This is a genomic window from Nonomuraea sp. NPDC003709, from assembly GCF_040610775.1.
GTDB classification, from domain to species: Bacteria; Actinomycetota; Actinomycetes; order Streptosporangiales; family Streptosporangiaceae; genus Nonomuraea; species Nonomuraea angiospora_A.
The window spans coordinates 1-18,297 of the sequence record NZ_JBEXMW010000049.1 but is presented as its reverse complement, the minus strand read 5'-3'; the positions used below and the strand labels follow the sequence as shown (position 1 = coordinate 18,297).

General features: G+C 72.7%; 18 protein-coding genes. 5 read left to right on the top strand and 13 right to left on the bottom strand.

The window, feature by feature from the left end:
- Window positions 1-41: 41 nt before the first annotated feature.
- Window positions 42-1,259 carry an FAD-dependent oxidoreductase gene (locus ABZX61_RS62855; RefSeq protein WP_355212122.1) on the bottom strand — a complete coding sequence of 406 codons (1,218 nt, stop codon included), beginning with the start codon at window positions 1,257-1,259 and terminating at the stop codon, window positions 42-44.
- A gap of 30 nt (window positions 1,260-1,289) precedes the next feature.
- Complete coding sequence (folE, locus tag ABZX61_RS62850; RefSeq protein WP_350743065.1) at window positions 1,290-1,928, bottom strand: GTP cyclohydrolase I FolE; 639 nt, start codon at window positions 1,926-1,928, stop codon at window positions 1,290-1,292.
- A gap of 116 nt (window positions 1,929-2,044) precedes the next feature.
- On the opposite strand from folE, the gene ABZX61_RS62845 reads away from it, so the two are divergent.
- A complete protein-coding gene (locus tag ABZX61_RS62845; protein WP_355212118.1) occupies window positions 2,045-2,755 on the top strand; it encodes a helix-turn-helix domain-containing protein in 711 nt (236 codons plus the stop codon).
- A gap of 29 nt (window positions 2,756-2,784) precedes the next feature.
- On the opposite strand, the gene ABZX61_RS62840 is transcribed toward ABZX61_RS62845, so the two are convergent.
- The 6 genes from ABZX61_RS62840 to ABZX61_RS62815 all read right to left on the bottom strand — a co-directional run bounded on the left by ABZX61_RS62840 (window position 2,785) and on the right by ABZX61_RS62815 (window position 8,139).
- On the bottom strand, window positions 2,785-3,591 hold the full coding sequence (locus tag ABZX61_RS62840) for a hypothetical protein (RefSeq protein WP_355212115.1): 807 nt from the start codon (window positions 3,589-3,591) through the stop codon (window positions 2,785-2,787).
- Between the two features lie 139 nt (window positions 3,592-3,730).
- Window positions 3,731-4,387, bottom strand: coding sequence for a pyridoxamine 5'-phosphate oxidase family protein (locus tag ABZX61_RS62835; protein WP_355212112.1), 657 nt, complete (start codon window positions 4,385-4,387; stop codon window positions 3,731-3,733).
- 144 nt (window positions 4,388-4,531) lie between these two features.
- Complete coding sequence (locus ABZX61_RS62830; protein ID WP_355212110.1) at window positions 4,532-5,320, bottom strand: HAD-IA family hydrolase; 789 nt, start codon at window positions 5,318-5,320, stop codon at window positions 4,532-4,534.
- 78 nt (window positions 5,321-5,398) lie between these two features.
- Complete coding sequence (locus tag ABZX61_RS62825; protein WP_355212107.1) at window positions 5,399-6,520, bottom strand: esterase-like activity of phytase family protein; 1,122 nt, start codon at window positions 6,518-6,520, stop codon at window positions 5,399-5,401.
- A gap of 144 nt (window positions 6,521-6,664) precedes the next feature.
- Entirely contained in the window at window positions 6,665-7,285 is a 621-nt protein-coding gene (locus ABZX61_RS62820; RefSeq protein ID WP_350743077.1) for a TetR/AcrR family transcriptional regulator C-terminal domain-containing protein, read from the bottom strand.
- Between the two features lie 20 nt (window positions 7,286-7,305).
- A complete protein-coding gene (locus ABZX61_RS62815) occupies window positions 7,306-8,139 on the bottom strand; it encodes a putative protein N(5)-glutamine methyltransferase (protein ID WP_355212104.1) in 834 nt (277 codons plus the stop codon).
- A gap of 213 nt (window positions 8,140-8,352) precedes the next feature.
- On the opposite strand from ABZX61_RS62815, the gene ABZX61_RS62810 reads away from it, so the two are divergent.
- The 3 genes from ABZX61_RS62810 to ABZX61_RS62800 are packed head-to-tail and all read left to right on the top strand — an operon-like array spanning window position 8,353 to window position 10,364.
- A complete protein-coding gene (locus ABZX61_RS62810; protein WP_355212101.1) occupies window positions 8,353-9,216 on the top strand; it encodes an SMP-30/gluconolactonase/LRE family protein in 864 nt (287 codons plus the stop codon).
- 58 nt (window positions 9,217-9,274) lie between these two features.
- Window positions 9,275-9,874, top strand: coding sequence for a WHG domain-containing protein (locus ABZX61_RS62805; protein WP_355212099.1), 600 nt, complete (start codon window positions 9,275-9,277; stop codon window positions 9,872-9,874).
- Window positions 9,858-10,364: an FBP domain-containing protein gene (locus tag ABZX61_RS62800; RefSeq protein ID WP_355212096.1), complete on the top strand. Its 507-nt coding sequence runs from the start codon at window positions 9,858-9,860 to the stop codon at window positions 10,362-10,364. Before ABZX61_RS62805 ends, ABZX61_RS62800 begins: the two co-directional genes overlap by 17 nt.
- Before the next feature lie 235 nt (window positions 10,365-10,599).
- Here the strand turns inward: ABZX61_RS62800 and ABZX61_RS62795 are convergent, their stop codons facing one another.
- Window positions 10,600-11,514: a LysR family transcriptional regulator gene (locus tag ABZX61_RS62795; RefSeq protein ID WP_355212094.1), complete on the bottom strand. Its 915-nt coding sequence runs from the start codon at window positions 11,512-11,514 to the stop codon at window positions 10,600-10,602.
- 78 nt (window positions 11,515-11,592) lie between these two features.
- Here ABZX61_RS62795 and ABZX61_RS62790 point away from each other — a divergent pair, with 78 nt between their 5' ends.
- Window positions 11,593-12,414, top strand: a complete 822-nt coding sequence (locus ABZX61_RS62790; protein WP_350743088.1) for an isocitrate lyase/phosphoenolpyruvate mutase family protein — start codon at window positions 11,593-11,595, stop codon at window positions 12,412-12,414.
- A gap of 86 nt (window positions 12,415-12,500) precedes the next feature.
- Here ABZX61_RS62790 and ABZX61_RS62785 read toward each other — a convergent pair whose 3' ends face one another.
- From ABZX61_RS62785 to ABZX61_RS62770, 4 genes are all read right to left on the bottom strand, one after another.
- The gene (locus ABZX61_RS62785; RefSeq protein WP_355212091.1) at window positions 12,501-12,860 is read right to left on the bottom strand and encodes a hypothetical protein; all 360 of its coding nucleotides are present in this window, start codon (window positions 12,858-12,860) and stop codon (window positions 12,501-12,503) included.
- 107 nt (window positions 12,861-12,967) lie between these two features.
- On the bottom strand, window positions 12,968-13,552 hold the full coding sequence (locus ABZX61_RS62780; RefSeq protein WP_355212088.1) for a hypothetical protein: 585 nt from the start codon (window positions 13,550-13,552) through the stop codon (window positions 12,968-12,970).
- A gap of 30 nt (window positions 13,553-13,582) precedes the next feature.
- Complete coding sequence (locus tag ABZX61_RS62775; protein ID WP_355212086.1) at window positions 13,583-15,307, bottom strand: hypothetical protein; 1,725 nt, start codon at window positions 15,305-15,307, stop codon at window positions 13,583-13,585.
- Window position 15,308: 1 nt separating this feature from the next.
- Window positions 15,309-18,026 carry a hypothetical protein gene (locus ABZX61_RS62770; RefSeq protein WP_355212083.1) on the bottom strand — a complete coding sequence of 906 codons (2,718 nt, stop codon included), beginning with the start codon at window positions 18,024-18,026 and terminating at the stop codon, window positions 15,309-15,311.
- Between the last annotated feature and the right edge of the window lie 271 nt (window positions 18,027-18,297).

The window sequence follows — 18,297 nt, the reverse complement described above, 5'->3', positions numbered from 1 at the left end:
TGCTGACCGTGTGAGCCCGCGGGCGCGCTTGAACGCCGTGGTCAACGGATGAGCCGGCGCAGCGGGGTCGCGGAGTCGGCGAGTGCGGCGCGGTCGAGCGGGGAGGCGGCTCGCACGAGTGCCTTGAGCTCGTCGGATTGGTCCCAGATGTTGACGTTCATGGCCGCGATCACCGTGTCGTTCCGGAGCCAGAAGGCGAGGAACTCCCGCTCGGCCAGGTCCCCGCGGATGACGACGTCGTGGGCGAGGCCGGGCGGGACGTGGCCGACGTACTCCATGCCCAGGTCGTACTGGTCGGTGTAGAAGTAGGGCAGCTCGTCGTAGGCGGCCTGCCGGCCGAGCATGGCGCGGGCGGCCACGGCGGGCTGGTTGAGCGCGTTGGCCCAGTGCTCGACGCGGATGTGCCCGCCCAGGAGGGGGTGGTAGGCGTTGGCGACGTCGCCGGCGGCGAAGATGTCGGGATCGCCGGTGCGCAGGTCGGCTGTGGTGATGACGCCGTTGTCGACCGGCAGCCCCGCGGCGGCGGCCAGATCGGTCTCCGGGACGGCGCCGATGCCGGCCACCACGGCGTCCGCGTCGATGTGGGTGCCGTCGGCCAGCCGTACGCCGGCCTCGGTGACCGCGGCGAGGCGGGCGCCGAGCCGCAGGTCGACGCCGTGGTCACGGTGCAGGCCGGCGAAGACGGCGCCGATCTCGGGGCCGAGGACGGCGAGCAGCGGCTGCCGCTCCTGCTCCACCACGGTGACCTCGACGCCGGCGGCGCGGGCCGCGGCGGCGGTCTCCAGGCCGACCCAGCCGGCCCCGACGACGGCGATCCTGGTGGCGGCGGACAGCGTGGCACGCAGGCGGTCGGAGTCGTCGACGGTACGCAGGTAAAGCACGTTGTCGCGATCGTGACCAGGGACGGTCAGGCGGCGCGGGCGCGCCCCGGTGGCCAGCAGCAGCTTGTCGTACCGGAGCCGCTCGCCGTCGGACAGGGTCACCTGATGAGCGGCCCGGTCGATCTCGGTGACCGTGACGCCGGTGCGCAGGTCGACGGCGTGGTCGCGGTACCACGCCGCGTCGTGCACGAAGATCTTCTGTCGTTCGCCGCCGTCCTGCAGATAGGTCTTCGACAGCGGGGGCCGCTCGTAGGGCAGGTGCGGTTCCCGGCCGACCAGGACGATCGCGCCGTCGAACCCTTCCTCGCGCAGGGCCTCGGCGGCCTTGGCCGCGGCCAGGCCGCCTCCGGCGATCACGAACGTGGCTCGTGCCGGCATCGTCAATCTCCTGTCTGCTTGTACGGGGGGTTAGCCGTGAGCTCCGGCCAGCGCGAAGAACTCCTGCCGGGAGCGCGGATCCTCGCGGAGCAGCCCCTGCAGGGCCGACGTCACCGTGCGGGACCCGCGGACCTGCACGCCGCGCATCGACATGCACAGGTGCTCGGCCTCGATCACCACGCCGACGCCCTTGGGGGCCAGGTGCTGCTGCAACCAGTCGGCCACCTGCTTGGTCAGCCGTTCCTGCACCTGCAGATCGCGGGCGAACAGCTCGACGACGCGGGCGAGCTTCGACAACCCCAGGATGCGGTCGCCGGGCAGGTAGCCCACGTGCGCCACGCCCTGGAACGGCAGCAGGTGGTGCTCGCACAGCGACTGCACCGGGATGTCGCGGGCCAGGACGAGCTCGTCGTACCCCTCCTCGTTGGGGAAGGTCGTCAGGTTGAACTCGCGCGGCGCCAGCAACTCGGCATAGGCGTGCGCGACCCGCCTCGGGGTGTCGGCCAGATGCTCGGACTCGGGGTCCCGGCCCAGCGCGATCAGCAGGTCGGTCACCGCCCGTTGCGCGGCCTCAAGGTCCACATCGCCGCGTCCCCGGACCACCCGCAGGCGTCGCTGCTGGTGGTCCGGCGACGAACCACCGACCGGCTGCGCCACGGAGTCGCTCATGCCGCCCGCCCGCGATCCTCGGATGCGCAGCGCATCATGAACCCCTCCTTCTATTGACAAGTTTCGCTAACATTAGAAGGTGCCCAGTGATTTAGTCAACAAGAATGGTTTTTAGAATGAGCGAGGTCGACGAGGCATGGCCGGCACGCGTCTCCGCCGTCGCGGCGCTCGACGAGCCGACGCGGCGCCGCTTGTATGAGTTCGTGGTGCGGCAGCCCGCGCCGGTGAGCCGCGACCAGGCCGCCGACGCCGTGCAAGCGCCACGCAACACGGTCTCGTTCCACCTGGACAAACTGGTGGCCGAAGGGCTGCTCGAAGCCGTCTACGAACGCCGCACGGGCCGCACCGGGCCTGGCGCCGGCCGCCCGGCCAAGCTCTACCGGCGCTCGCTCGGGCAGATCACGATCTCCCTGCCGGACCGGCGCTACGAAACCGCCGCCCACCTGCTCGCCGACGCTCTCCAGGAGGCGCAGACCTCAGGCGAGCCGCCACGCGACGTGCTCGACCGGCGCGCCCGCGAGCTGGGCAGAGAGCTCGGCCGCGAGGCCCGCCCCGCCGACCCCGCACCCGACCCCCGCGCCGCGGTCGTGCCGGCCCTGGAAGCCCTCGGATTCGAGCCCCGCGCCGAGGGCGACAGCATCACCCTCGTCAACTGCCCCTTCCACAGCCTGGCCCGGCAGCACACCGAACTGGTCTGCGGCATGAACCTGTGCCTCCTCACCGGCCTCCTCGAAGGCCTCGCCGCGACAGGCGTCACCGCCCGCCTCGAGCCCGCCCCCGAACACTGCTGCGTCCGCCTCCACCCGACCGGCCAGACCGCCTGCTGAGACCGGATCTCGCGGCGCCGGGCAGGGGTTCAGGAGGGGGCGACGTTCACGCCCGTCACCGCGAAGCGTTCGACGGTCGCCACGTGGCCGCCGGTGGACGCCACGACGGTCAGCGTCCGCCCCGGGGGCGCCTTGAAGGAGACCCGGGCCGACCACGGCGAGCCGGTCCCGCCGGCGCCCACGCAGCACGACTCTCCCATCGGGGTGGCCGAGCCGGGCCGGCGGACCTGGACCTTGACGCTCTCGTCCACGCCCGTGATCTGACCGCCCACGGTCAGCGGGGACCGCACGGTGGCGCCGTAGCGGGGTCTGGTGAGCGAGAACGAGGTGTCGTCCGTGCCCACCACCTCCCACGGCGCGTCCTCGCCCGAGCCGAACTTCACCAGGTGCACGACGGCCGCCACCAGCGGTCGCGGGCCCTCCTCGGCCTGGTAGGCGACGTGCACCCGCGCGTGGTCGCCCTGCCGGACGGACTTGGCGACCCGGTCGATCTCGGTGAAGCGGAGGAAGTCGCGGGTGAAGGCGAGCGCGGTGCGGCGGGCGTCAAGGTGCCACGCCTCGCGGCCGTCCCTGCGGTGCGCCTCCCGCCACGCCATCGCCTCGCCGGGAGTGGAGAACGGCCACAGCGGCTGGTAGCGGCCGGCGACCAGGCCCCCGCGAGGGGCCGGCGTGCCGGTGCCGGGAGGCGTGGTCGTAGCACTGCCCGGCGGGGTGGTCTCCTCGGATGAGGCCGTCCCGGGGCCCGAGCCCCGCGGGTCGCCCACGGCCCCGCAGCCGGCGGTCGCCACCGCGAGCACGATGAGCACCTGTAGGGCTGGCCCGGTGAAGCGTTTCATGCGGCACCTCCTGACAGGGGCGATCATGCCCGGCCGGCTACCGAAGTATCCCAGCCGACGGCCTCTGATCAGCAGCGAAACGCCGGGGCGCCAGTCTCCCAGCCCACCGCCTCTGATCTGCGGCGAAACGCCGGGGGCGCTACATGCCGTGGATGCGCCGGCCCGCGATCTGGTGGGGGACGATGCGGATGTAGAGGCGGCGTTCGCCGCCCGCCCAGGGCGTGACGCCCGAGTCGGCCACCTCCTCCATCTCGTCCGCCGTCACGTGGTGGGCGGGCCCCTGCACCAGGACGCTCCACCCTTCGCGGTTGGCCTCGTCGATCTTGTCGACCTCGAACGCGATCTTGATGTCCACCCCTTCCAGCCCCGAACGCAGGTCCTGGTCCATCGGGCCGCCGGACGCGGTGCGGAAGACGATCACGCCGTGGTGCAGCTTGTAGTTGACGGGCAGCACGGTGGGCCCGCGCGAGCCGCTGAACGCCACCCGCCCGATCCCGCCCGGCGAGATCAGCCGCAGGCACTCCTCCGGGTCCAGCACCTCCATCGTCGGGTTGGCCATGGCGGGGCCGTGCCCGGGCGGGCGGTCCAGGCCGCCGCCCAGCAGCTCGTGCACCGTGGTCTGCAGCGCGTCCGCCAGGCGGTAGAGGGCCCCGGTGTCCGGCATATCGGGATTTTCCTCCAGGTATCTCAGGTAGCCGGCCGACATGGCCGCGCGCTCGGCGACCTGCTCACGGGTCAGGCCGAGGCGTTCGCGGCAGTGGATGAGGCGGCGTCCGAGATCTCCGGTGCCAGTCATGATCGTTTCTCCTCGCGTGTGGCTACGGCGCGCGGTGCCGTTCACGCGTGCCTCGTGGTGGTCGGCGTCGACGAAGAGCCGGCCTCCGCGGTAGCGGAGCGGCGTCGAACGGCGCCGCGCGGCGCACGTGCCCGACCGGGACGTTCATGGCCGTCCCACCGGCACGCGGCCGGAGACGTCCGTGTCGGCCAGATCGGCCACCACGACGTCCGCCCCGGCGGCCAGCATCGCCCGGGCACCGGTCCCCGCGGCGGCCCGCGGCCCGTCCCCCGGCACCCCGGACCCGCTCCTGTCCACCCCGACGACCAGGCCGAACCCGCCCTTCCGCGCGGCCTCGACGCCCGGCAGCGCGTCCTCCACGATCGCCACCACCCCGGGAGCCAGCTCCAGGCGGCGCGCGGCCTCCAGGAACAGCGCGGGATCCGGCTTGCCGGGCAGCCCCAGCTCGGCGGCGTCCTCCCCGCCGACCACCACGTCGAACAGGTGCAGCAGGCCCGCCGACGACACCACCGCCCGGCAGTGCCTGCTGGCCGAGACGACGCCGGTGCGGCAGCCGCGCTGCCGCAGCTCGTGCAGCAAAGCGACGGTGGAGGGGAAGGCGGCCACGCCGTGGTGCGCGATCGCCTCCACGAACAGCGCGTCCTTGGCCAGCCCCAGCCCGTGTACGGTCTCCGCCCCCGGCTCGTCCTGCGGGCCGCCCTCGGGGATCGAGATGCCGCGCGAGGCCAGGAACGTGCGCACCCCGTCCAGCCGGGGCCGCCCGTCCACGAAGGCCAGGTAGTCGGCGCGCACGTCGAACGGCGCGGAGCGGCCCCGCAGGAACGCGTCGAACACGTGCTTCCACGCGGCGGCGTGCACCCGCGCCGTGTCGGTGACCACCCCGTCGGTGTCGAAGACGACCGCCCGGAGCATGGTCAGGTCGAAGGTGGCCATATCCAGCACGCTACCCACGCTCGCGGCGCCCAGCCGTGCCGCCTGACCAGGCACGACACGCCCTCCGGGCCGGCGTCCTCACGGGCACCCCGTGGCGGCGAAGGCGAGGAACTGGGTCATCTCGCGCTGGTCGAAGTTGTCGTCCGAGCCGATCACCAGCGTGCACGACCCGTCGGCCAGGCGCGGCCCCCAGGCCAGGCTCTCGAGGTTCTGGACCGGGGGCCGGAAGGAGCCGAGGTCGTAGACCAGCCGCTTGGTCACCGGCCGATACGGTCTGCCCTGCGCAAGGTCGTCCCTGGTCAGCACGTTCGTGGCGCCGCGCAGGTCTATCTCGTAGAGCTTGACCCGGTAGTTGACGCCCTGGATCCAGGACCGTTCCAGCGCGAGATAGCGGTCATTGTCGATGGCCAGGATCTCCGACACCCCGCTGTCTGCGTCCCCGTCGGGCGGGATCGGCGCGGTGGGCAGGGGGTCCAGCGGGTAGGCGTACTGGGCGCGCGCGATGCCCATGCGGTTCCATACGGTCAGGCGCGCGGGTGCGCCACGCGCCACCGAGGGAACGGGTCCGTCCTCGTGGCGCGGGCCCTCGGTGACGGCGGTGATGCCGTTTTCCGTGACCGCCACCCCTTCGAAGCCGAAATTACGCCTGGGCCCTCTTTCGGTGTCCGTCAGCCGCAAATTCGGCGGCACCCGCAATTCTCCGGCATTACGTCCTTGAAGGTCAGTCGTGTGCACCGCGGCGGCGGAAATCGGAATGGCCTGATGGGCGTTGTCCGGCCGGTCACCCTCGTCTCCCCATATCAGCCGCCCGCTCCACCGGTCGTATCTGATCGACTCGGGGTCAGCCGAGCCCGGCTGGCCGTACGCCGCGTACGACGTGCCGTCGGCCCTGGTCAGCGTCCTGACCCCGGTCAGCCGCACGCCGACGAACTCCCCCGTGTCCCGGTCGAAGTCCAGTTGCCCGGTGTAGAAGCGGGCGGGGTTGTAGCGCCAGCGGTCGTCGGAGACGAAGTACCAGGTGCCGGTGCCGGGATCGCGGTCGATCCCCGACAGCCCGCCCACCGTGGTGTCCTCGAACTTCAGCAGGTGCGCCAGCCGCTGCTCCCCGAGGAAGCGCGTGATCCGCACGGGATCCCGCTGCGCCGCCGACGCCGGAGGGGCGGCGCTCGCCACCACCGTGAAAGCGACGGCGATTTGCATGATTCGCCGCGAACGAGCCATCTGACCCCCGTAATTCGATGCCGAACCGACGGAGAAAATGAAAGCGCGGATCAGAGGCGAAGTCCACGGACAAATAACAGCACGCCGCCCATCAAAAGGGGCAAATCACTTCAAGAAAGCCGTTCAGGCGTCCCGCAAAGAGACGGCCACGCCGTCGAGGAGGAGCCGCAGCCCGTGCGCGAACGCCTCCTCGCTCGTGGGGGCCCCGCCCTCGCGCACGCCCGCGACCGTGAGGGGGTAGTCGGCGTACGCGTCCAGGTCCCGGGCCTGGCCCCGCTCCCGGCGTTCGCGCTGGGCCTGCTCGTTGAGCACGAAGCCGAGGGTGTAGTGGCTGACGGACCCGATCGCGTGCAGGCCCTGGCCTGGCGTGAACCCCAGCCCGACCAGGGTCTTCAGCTCCTCCTCGAACCCCCGCGCCACGCTGGCGCCCGGGTCGCTCCCGGTGACCAGCCGCGCCCCGTCACGGTGGCTCAGCAGCGTGCGCCGGTAGCGGTGGGCGCGCCGGGTCAGCCACTCCCGCCAGGTCTCGCCCTCGCCGGGCCCGCCCATCTCGGGGGCGAGCAGCTCGCGCGCCATCTCGTCCAGCAGTTCCTGCTTGTTGCGGAAGTGCCAGTAGAGGGCCGGGTTCTGCACGCCGAGGCGGGCGGCGAGGCGGCGTACCGACAGCCCGTCCAGGCCCACCTCGTCGAGCAGTTCCAGCGCGGCGCGCACGACCGTGTCCCGCGCCAGTCCCTTCTGTGCCATCGCGGGACACCTTAACATCGCTAAGGGCGCGTCCCGATCACCGCGGTGGCGTCCAGCTCGTGCGAGCTCGCCACCCGGGCGGCCAGTCCCGCCCGGGCGACGGCCTCGGCGGTGGCGGCGGCCTGCCGCTCGCTGGTCTCGACCAGGAGGTGGCCGCCGGGCGCGAGCCAGCGCGGCGCGCCCGCGATCACCCGCCGCACGACGTCGAGCCCATCGCCGCCGCCGTCGAGCGCCATGAGCGGCTCGTGCAGCCGGGCCTCGGGGGGCAGCAGATCGATGGACGACGAGGGCACGTACGGGGGGCTCGCGATCAGGATGTCCACCCGGCCCAGCAGCGAGGCGGGCAACGGCTCGTACAGGTCGCCCTGGTAGACCTGGCCCGCGAGCGCGCCGCCCGACGGGAGGGGCACGGCGGCGAGGTTGCGGCGGGCGCACCGCACGGCGGCGGGGTCGAGGTCGGCGGCGTGCAGCTCGGCCTCCCCCAGCCCCGCGGCCAGCGCCGCCGCCGCCGCGCCGCTGCCGCAGCACAGGTCGAGGAGGACCGGCGGACCTGCGACGCGGCGGGCCAGCGCGACGGCCTGGCCGATGAGGAACTCGGTGCGCGGCCTGGGCACGAACACCCCCGGCTCCACGACCATCCGCAGGCCGCAGAACTCCGCCCAGCCAAGGACGTGCTGGAGGGGTTCGCCGGCGACGCGGCGCTCCACCATCGCGGCGAGCTCCGCGGGGGTGCGGGCGGTGGAGACGAGCAGCTCGGCCTCGTCCTCGGCGAACACGCAGCCGGCGGCGCGCAGCCTGGCGACGACGGCGGGGGTGGGGACGGCTGAAGGGACAGATGACGAAAAAACCGACATGAGAGCCTTTCGGGATGCCGATGGGCGCTCCCGTGGTCACCTAATCCTGATCATGGGGAGGGAGCACCCGGCCTGCTACAGCGTTGATGGGTCTCACCTCCTGAGGACGATCTGGCCGAGAGCGTACCAGAGCTTTCTCGCGGCGCCCGAGGCGGGATCCCCGGCTCCCGATAGGGTCTGGATCACGACCCCGCGACCTCCTGGGAGAGCGTCATGAGCATCGCCCCGTACACCGTGACCGATCCCGTGGCCGAGCATGGCGAGGGGCCCGTGTGGTCGAGCCGGTGGGGCGGGCTGCGGTGGGTGGACATGCTGGCCGGCGACGTGCTGGCGCTCGACCCGCAGGGCGGGGTGCGCCGCCGCCACGTGGGCAAGGTGGCCGCCGCGCTGCGGCCGCGCACGTCGGGCGGCTACGTGGTCGCGGGCGAGCGCGAGCTGCTGCTGGCCGACGGCGACGATCTGGACGCCCCGCTGCGCTCCCTGGGCGAGGCGTGGAGCGACCCCGGGGTCCGCATGAACGACGGCGGCTGCGACCCCGACGGCCACTTCTACATCGGCAGCATGGCCTACGACGAGACCCCGGGGGGCGGGTCGTTCTACGTGGCCGGGCCCGGCGGCGACCTGCGGGTGGTGCTGCCGGAGGTGACGATCTCGAACGGGTTCGACTTCAGCCCGGACGGCTCCCTGGCCTACTACGCCGACACCACGACCGGCCGGGTGGACGTGCTCGACTACGACCCGGAGAGCGGGCTGAGCGGGCGCCGCCCGTTCGCGGTCATCGACCCGGAGCAAGGGGCTCCCGACGGGCTGACCGTCGACGCCGAGGGCGGGGTCTGGGTGGCGCTGTGGGAGGGCGCGGCCGTGCGCCGCTACGACGCGAGCGGCCGGCTCGACGCCGTCGTCAGCCTGCCGGTACGGAGGATCACGGCGGTGACGTTCGGCGGCGAGGGCCTCGACCGGCTGTTCATCACCACCTCCGCGCTCGGCGTGGACCGGGCGGAGCAGCCGGACGCGGGCGCCGTCTTCGCCGCCGACCCCGGCGTCCAGGGGCGGCCGGTCCTCCTCACTACCTTGTGAGGTGCTAACCTAAGCCATCTAGGAAGATAACTAGATGGCTTAGGTTCAGGAGGTGGTCATGGCCCGTGCCGGGCTGACGGCGGACCGGGTGACCGAGGCGGCCGCGGAGCTGGCCGACGAGGTCGGGTTCGACAACATCACCGTGTCCGCGCTGGCACGCCGGTTCGGGGTGGCGGACGCGAGCCTGTACTCGCACGTCAAGAACCTCAAGGACCTGCGCGTCCGGGTGGCGATCCTGGCCGCCCGCGACCTGGCCGACCGGCTCGCCGACGCGACGGCGGGGCGGGCGGGCAAGGAGTCGCTGGCGGGGTTCGCCAGTGCGTGGCGCGAGTTCGCGCGGACCCGTCCCGGCCGTTACCAGGCCACCCAGATGCCCCTGGACGCGGCCGTGGTGGCCGAGTCCGCGGGGCATCTGCGGATCATGTCCATCACGTACGCGCACCTGAGCGCGTACGGGCTGCCGGAGCCGGACCTGACCGACGCCATCCGCCTGCTGCGCAGCACGTACCAGGGATTCTTCAGCCTGGAGGCGGGCGCCGGGTTCAACCACCCGCGCGACCTCCAGGACACCTGGACGAAGATCCTCGACGTGCTCGACGTCGCGCTGAGGCACTGGCCGAGCAACTCCCAAGGAAACGATCATGAATCCCCTCACTGAGAACGACATCCGCGCGTCCTTCGTCAACTGCTCCAAGGGCGAGGCCCGCCGGCTCGGCCTCCCGCGCGACCTGTCCGAGTCCCCCTGGACCGACCTCGACTTCCTGGGCTGGCGTGACCCGGGGGCGCCCGAGCGGGCGTACCTGGTGGCCGAGCGCGACGGCCGGGCGGTCGGTGTGGCGCTGCGCCTGGCGCAGGAGGTGCGCAGGAGCTTCACGAAGTCCACGCTGTGCTCGGTCTGCGTGACGCCGCACTCGGGCACCGGGGTGGCGCTGTTCACCGCGCCCAGGACCGGGGCGGCGGGCCGCCAGGGCAACACGGTCGGCGCCTACATGTGCGCGGACCTGGCCTGCTCCCTCTACGTCCGCGACAAGAAGCGGACGGAGCTGGGCACCCGGTTCGAGTCGCTCACCGTGGCGGAGCGGATCGTGCGGGCCGCCGCCAACCTGGACGGGTTCCTGGAGCGGGTGCTCGACGGCAACCTGAGGTGACGCGGCTCGGCGGCGGCCAGGCAACGGTGGCCTGAGGCGACGTGACTCGGGGACGGCGGCCTAAAGTGACGTGGGTTGGCGGGGGCGACGTCCAGCGCGCGTCCGTGGACGGGAAGGGCCGTCCGCGGCGCCGTCCCGGCGCTCTGTGAGGCGCCGGTGCGGGCGTCGCCCATGGCTTGGACAGCGTTTGCCCGCCCGGCGGTTCCATCGAAACGCCGGCGGACCCGCATCCGCGTCAACCCAGCAGCTCAGGGGTGTGATTCTTGAGCGTGTCCAGGAAGGCGGCCGCCAGCCGGCTCCGGTGGCCGCGCCTCCTCCGTACGGCGACCACGGGCAGGCCCGCGTCCATGCTCTCCACCTCGATCGCCCGCAGGCTGCCGATGCGCAGCTCCTCCCGGACGCTGCCGGTGGGCATGAGCGCGACGCCCAGCCCGGCCTCGACCAGCCTGCGCTGCGCGGTGAGGCTGTCGATCCTGGTGATCGCGGGTTCGGCCAGCCCGGACGCGAGCAGCAGGCGTTCAAGAAGGTGGCCGAAGGAGTCGGACTGGCCCCGCTCGGGCGGGAAGCCGAGCCACCGCTCCCCCTGGAACGCCCGCAGGTCGGGCAGGCGGCGAGCGGTGATCGGATGCGAGGCGGGCACCACGACCAGGAGCTTCTCCACGCCCAGCGGGATCGACTCCAGCTTGGGGTCGGCGTCGGAGAAGTAGCGAAGGCCCAGGGACGCCTCGCCGCCGCGCACGAGCGCGCTCACCTCGCGGCTGGACGCGGTGCGCAGCTCGACCGAGGCGTCGGGGAACTCCGCCTCGAACGCGCGCAGCGCCCGGACGATGTGCGAGTCGGCCAGGGTGCCGACGATGGCCAGGCTGAGGGCCTGCGCCTCGGCGGGCTCCCGCGACAGATCCCGTACGGCCCGCTCGCCGTCGCGCATCGCGGCGAGGGCGGCCTCGGCGTACGGCAGCAGCGCCCGTCCCGCCTCGGTGAGCACCACCCGGCGACCGGCCCGCTCGAACAGCGCCGCGCCCAGCGAGCGCTCCAGCTCCCTGATCCGGCGGCTGATCGCGGGCTGGGACCGGTCGAGCCTCCTGGACGCCTCCGTGAACCCGCCTGACTGGGCGATGCACACGAACGCCTCAAGCTCCTCCACTGTCACGACCCATCAGTATTCCTGATGTCAAATGTCAGATCTATGCATTTGACGGATCGTGAGGGCGGCGACGACAGTGAGCTCATGACCGATCAGATGACCAGGGCCACCCGGTTCCGGGCTCTCCATGAGCGGCCGGAGCCCTTCCTGCTGCCCAACCCGTGGGACGCCGGAACGGCGCGGCTGCTGGCCGGCCTCGGCTTCGAGGCGATCGCCACCACGAGCCTCGGCGTGGCCAACATGCTCGGCCGCACCCGGGCCGGTCGGCAGGACGTCCTCGACAACTGCCGCCTCATCAGCGAGGCGACGCCGCTGCCCGTGAACGCCGACCTCGAGAACGGCTACGCCGACGAGCCCGCCGAGGCGGCCAGGATGATCGAGGACGCCTGCGCGTATGGCGCCGTCGGAGCGTCCATCGAGGACGCGACGGGCGACCCCCGGACGCCGATCTACGACTTCGGGCTCGCCGTCGAGCGGATCCACGCGGCCGTCGAGGTCGCCCGCGGCCTGCCCGTCCCGCTCGTCCTGACCGCCAGGGCCGAGAACCTCCTGTACGGCGTCGCCGACCTGGACGACACGATCAGGCGGTTGCAGGCGTTCGAGGCGGCGGGCGCCGACGTCCTGTACGCGCCGGGCCTGCGCACGCTCGACCAGATGCGCGCGGTCGTCTCCTCCGTCGGCAGGCCGGTCAACGTCGTGATGGGCTTCGCCGACCCCTCGATCACGCTGGAGCAGCTCGCCGAGATCGGCGTGCGCCGGGTGAGCATCGGAGGCGCGCTCTCCCGGCTCGCCCTGCGGTCATTCCTGGACGGAGCCCGGCAGATGCGGGCGGGCCGGTTCGGGTTCGTCACCGAGATGGCCTCGATCTCCGAGCTCCACGAGGCCTTCGCCCCGCCGCCCGAGTAAGTCGCCGCCGCCGAGCGCCGCCGCCCGAGCTTCCCGAGAATCGCCGCCCGAGAACCGTCACCCGAGCAGGTCACCGATGCGCGGGCTCACCGGGAGAGCAGCCACCGCCAGCGTGGCAGCTCCAGCACCGCGGTGACCACGGCCAGCACCGACACCGCCACGGCCACGACGACGGGCCAGGCGATCCACGCCGCTGCCACCGCGGCCACGAGCTGAAGCAGGACCAGCGCGATCGTCACCGGCCCCGGCACCGCGATGATCACGTTCCGTTTGTCGCCCGGCGTCGAGAACAGCGTGGGCAGGCCGATCAGCACGACGACCGACAGCACGGCCAGCGGCACGGAGTGCGGGGCGAGGGCCCACGGGGTCGCGACCCAGGCGATCAGCTCGGTGGCGAACCGGAACGCGGAGGCGACGCGGTCGTCCGGGCGCGGGGTGGAGGGCATGCGCGCAATCTAGCGGATGCGCCTCGCGTAATCCGCAGCGGCATCCGACCACGACCCGCACCCGGGCGAGGTCGCCGATGCGCGCGTACGACAGGTCCGGGTCGCCTTCACGCTGGGAGCTCACGCACACGGTCACGAAACGGGGGCCGGGCTCGGGGAAAGCGTGCCGGCGCTCGACGGTCACCTCCGCAGCCGAGGCGGGCGTGTCCGCGGTCGCGAAGGAGCCGGAGCCGCCGAAGTCCCACCGAGACGATCTCACCGGTGCCGGGCGGCACCTCGGCGACGGCCCGCAGCGTCACAACCTGGCCGGACGCGACGTCGGCGCGGAGCCCGCCGTCGACGGTGAGCGTGGCCACCGGCTGGACGCCGTGCCGGTCGCCGGCCGTCCAGGGGACGTGGACCTGCCCGTCCCCATGCCGGTCGCCGGCCGTCCCCGTGCCCGCCGCCAGCCATCCGGAGACGTAGACCCGCCCGCCCCCGTGCCCGCTGCCAGCCGTCCCGGGGACGTAGACCCGCCCGTCCCTGCGCCGGTCGCCGGCCATCCCGGGGACGTGGACCCGCCCGTCCGTGATCGTGCAGGCGGTGCTGGACGAGGGCGCGCGGCCGGTCTCGACCCGGTCTTCGACTTCGGGGACGTGCTCGTGGCCGCGTTCCGCCGCCTGACCGCCCAGAACCGGATGGAGGCCCGCCATCTCATCCTCCACTCGGACGCCGACCTCCGATCAGGGGGCCATCGTGGCCTCCATGAAGCTGATCGAGCCGGGGTCCCGGGGATCGCCGTGGATCTCCTCGCCCGCGAAGACCACGAACTGGTGCCACCAGCCGCTCAGCTGCCCGGCCGGGAACTTGGCGGCCGTCCAGGGCTTGGCGTCGGCGAAGACATACTCGGCCCAGGGGTTGGCCGGGTTCGGCGGGGCGGCGAAGTAGGCGGAGCCGGCCTTGGGCCAGACGACGGCCTGGCCGCCCTGACCGCGCACGGCCGCGAGGAATTCGGCCGACGGCGGGTGGCCCATCGCGTACGGGCTCCACACGATGCGTGCCTGCAGCCCCGGGCGGCGCGCCGCGGCGCGGGCCTTGGCGGTGTCCAGGAGGCGGGCCTGGCCGCGGTCGTCGAAGTGTACGGTGTCGAAGACCAGCGCCCGGGCCACACCGGCGCGGTTGCCGGGGTCGTTCAGCAGGTCCCACAGCGCGTGGCCCCCGCTGCTGTACGCGCCGACCCACGTGTCCTGGGCCACCCGCAGCGTCCCCGTGGCGGACGCGGCCGCGCCGGGCTGGGGCGGCTGCGGCGGGGCGATCTCGCCCGCCTCCAGCAGCTGCTGGCCGGGCCCGCCGAACCCGCCCCTGGTCCACAGCAGCCGGATCGCGGCCGACAGGCGCGCGGTGTTGCCCGGCCCGACGTTGCCGCCGTAGCAGTAGCCGGGGCTGTTCTTCTCCGGCACCGGCAGCAGCAGCACCCGCAGGGAGCGGGCCTCGGACACGAGCTTGGGCGCGGTCCTGTCCAGGGCGTAGTCCATGCCGCACGGCAGGAACGAGTAGGCGTTGAGGGGGTGGTCGGCGTCGGGGCTGTGGTCGATGAGCTGGTGCCAGTCGGGCAGCCCGGTGATCTTGGCCTTGCCGGTCCTGGTGTGGCCCTGGAGCAGGTAGCGGCAGAGGTTGCGCAGGCCGGTGGTGGCGTGGGCAGGGGCGGTGAGCACGTCCGGCCAGGTGGCGGGGTAGGCGTAGGCGCTCCCGATGGGCCGCAGGAACAGGTAACCGCCGACCGAGGTCTCCCCGGGCAGCTCGCGTACGGGCGGCAGGCTCGCGAACCACAGCATGGGCGTGGCGCGGGTGTTGAGCAGCACCCGCAGCCGCTCGGGCCGGTCGTTGCAGGTCGGCTCCAGGTACCAGGGGTTGAAGCCCTCCTCGTGGTTGTTCCGGCACACCCGGAAGTGCAGGGCCCACCACAGGTTGGTGGCGTCCAGGAACTCGGTGTCGATCTCGGGGGTGTCCTTGGCCGCCATGCGCAGCAGCGGATGGCGGCCGAAGAAGGAGCGCACCATGCCGCTCGGCCGCGTGCTCGGCACCTCCTGCAGCACCTCGCCGCCTCCGCCGCGCCGCCTGAGCTGCACGGCGAAGCGGTCGATCCGGTAGGCGTCCGGCACGAGCACCCCCGGCCTGGCCACGGACAGCCGCTGGACCACGGACAGCGCCTCCTCGTCCTGGCCGCCGGCCCGCAGCCGCACGGAGAAGGTCAGCCGCAGCCCCGCCGCCGTGTCGGGGACGGTGAAGGCGGCCGACACCTCCCCCGGCGCCCCCGCCGGCGGGCACGGCTGCCCGGCCGACGGATCGGCCCAGCGCGCCAGCTCGGCGGCGTCGAGCGCCTGCAGCTCCACCCGCACCGCGCCGCGCAGCAGGGGGTGGGCGGCCTCGCCGGGCCGCCGCCACCTGACGGTCGTCGTGAAGGCCATGTCAGAGCTGCTGCCCGGTCTTGGGGTCGTACCGGACCTCCACCGCCACCACCTGGTCGGTCGGCAGGACCTCCACCCACTGGTCGAACACCTCGTACGGCGCCGCCGGCCGGAACCCGCCCTCCAGCGGGTCGAACCCGGTCTCGAAGACCTCCTCGGTGGCCAGCGTCCTGGTGATGTCGATGTTGGCCGCCTGGAGCTCGGCCGCGAGGAGTTCGAGGACCTGGCCCACCGTCTTGTTCTGGTAGGCGGGCGGGTCACCCGGCTGCACCGGGTACGGCAGCCCGAGCCCTGCCTCGCCCTCGACGTGCGCCTGGGCCAGCCATCTCAGCGCCTCCACCTCGTGCCCCGGCCGCACCGGCAGGACCGCCTTGGCCCAGGCCGCGTTGAGGAACTCGTTGCGCCGCTCGTCGCCGTCCTCCTGGATCAGCCAGCCGAGCGAGCTGCCCAGCGGGGCGGGCTGGGTCTCCTCGGTGACCAGGTAGTTGACCCGCCATTCCGGCACGGTGTGCAGCTGCTCGTCCAGGGCGTTGCTCGCGTCGGTGTGGGCGTACCAGGTGAGCACGGTCTGCCCGCCGAGCACCCCGGGATTCTCCATGTCCCAGAGCGGCGGCGGGACCGGATATTTGCCGACGCTGCCCTGGCTCGGCGGGGGCACGTCGATGGGCCGCCAGTAGTCGGGTGCGACGAAGTACAGCATCTCGTCCACGTCGAAGATCTGCCGGATCAGCTCGGAGCCGAGGTGATCGTCGTCGAAGAGCCGCAACTGGCGGATCAGGTGGGCGTAGACCGTCTGGCGCTCCTCGTCGCGCAGGTCCTGCGAGGGCCGCGGGCGGATGCCGCTGACCAGCCGCAGCCGGTCGCGCACGGCGTGCCCGTACGCCTCGTGCTGGAGCGCGGCCACCCGGCGGTCGTAGGCGGTCTGGGCTGCCTGGTTGGCGACGTCCACGGCGTGCTTGGCCTCGGGCGTCGGCTCGTAGACCATGATCGCGTCGAACGGCATGAACTTGCGGCCCTCGAAGTTGGCGTACGTGAGCCGGACCTTCAGCACGTTGGCCGCGGGGTCGGGGTTGACGCCGAGGTCGGCGGCGTCGGTGGTGAACCTGACCTGCGCGCCGTGGAAGTCGAGCATGCCGATCTTCTTGAGCGTGGTCCCCGGCGGCGGGGGCGGCAGCGGGAAGTCGAAGCGGAACTCGATGATGTCGTTCGCGCCCACGTCGGGGCGGAAGATGCCGTGGTTGATGTTCTCGTTGGAGGTCTGGTAGGTGTTCTCCGCCTCGTCGTCGGCGCCCTGGTAGAGCACGAACGGCACGGCCAGGTGGTAGGTGACCTGCTGCTCCGCCGGATACGGCCTGACCTCGGGCTTGGGCACCGCGGTGAGGTCGGGGGCGGTGACGACGTGCACCAGCTCGCCGAGGCCGAGCGAGCGGCCGGGCGCGTCGAGGTAGACCTGCCAGCTCAGCCGCGCCCCGATGTGCTGCACCTGGACGCCGATCTTGCGCATCTTGCGCCGCAGCTCGTAGTTGACCAGCTCGTTCGTGGTGTTCTGCACGACGTAGCGGCGGCTGGAGGTGTCGGTGGTCTCGGTGACCGTCTTGAACGTCGTCTTGAAGTTCCGCTTGATCTCGCTGGTGGTCTTGGAGCTCTGCGTGCGGGTGTGCTTGTGCGTCTGCTCCGACGAGTGCTTGACGGTGGTCTGCATCGAGAAGCTGGCGCTGGCATCGGCGTGGTAGACGCCGGTGTCGACGCCGCCGCTGGCGGTCACGCCGAGGTTGGTGTCGTTGGCGTTGTCCTCCTTGACGGCGTCGGCGAGGTCGTCCTGGTCGGTCAGGCTCTCCTCGACCTTGCGCGAGGTCTCCTCCGCCTGCTCGGCGGTCCGCTCGACCAGCGTGCGCCGGGTGCTGCTCTCGACCACCTCGACCATGCCGCCGGGGCTGATCCACAGGTGGCCGACGGGGCCGCCCAGGAAGGTGTCGAACTCGAAGAAGTACTCCCTGAACAGGTTGACCAGCCCGACCGGCGACAGCACGCCCTGCGCGAGCGCGTCGAAGCGCTCGGCGAGCGCCGCCAGCCTTTCGTCGTCCAGCGCGCGGGCGGCCTGCCCGGCGAACGCGCCGCCGCCGAGGCGGGCCAGCCGCTCGTCGGCGAGCGCCCGGACGGCGCGCAGGGATCCGTTCTGGCCGAACCATCCGGCCAGCGGCTGGTAGACGCCGAACAGCTCGCTGGCGTACGGCAGGGTGCCGGTGAAGTCGTCGGGCGGTCGCCCGTTGAACACCGGCGCGCCGACCATGGGCGCGGTCATGACCTGCAGGGGCTGCGCCGTGGTGCCCGCCCCGGCCAGGAAGGGCACCGCGGCGAGCGACTGCCCCAGCGGCGCCTTGGCCATGAGCACCTCGTACGAGGACTCGGCCGACGGCGCGACGAACGAGATCGTCTGGGGCCCCGGCGAGGTGATCTGCCGGCCCGCGTACACGCGGCTGGAGGTGGCGTCCCGCAGCACGAAAGTGCCTTCGAGCTGCGGCACGCCCGGATATTGCTCGGGGCCGCGCACGTCCGCCCGGCGCGGCAGGCCGATGGCGATGCGCTGGCCCGGCGTGAGATCCCCCTGCCCGCCCGGCCCCGGGTTGTTCGTGTCCACCCGGTAGGACCAGATGCTGTATCCGATGCCGGCGGTGGGCCCGGGGATCGCGGCCCGGCCGGCGAAGGTGACTATCAGCACTGAACACCACTCCCTCGTACGAAGACCCCTCGCTGACCAGGGTCAGGGCGGGCCGGGCTCGGCGCATGAGTATGGCCTACTCAACGTGCGCCCGCGGAAGCGGAATGTCACCTCCGGAGGGAGGGCTCGGGCTAGAAGTCCATGTCGCCGCCCGGCATGGCCGGAGCGGCGGCGTGCTTCTCGGGCTTCTCGGCGATGACGGCCTCGGTGGTGAGGAAGAGCGCCGCGATGGAAGCGGCGTTCTGCAGCGCCGAGCGCGTCACCTTGGCCG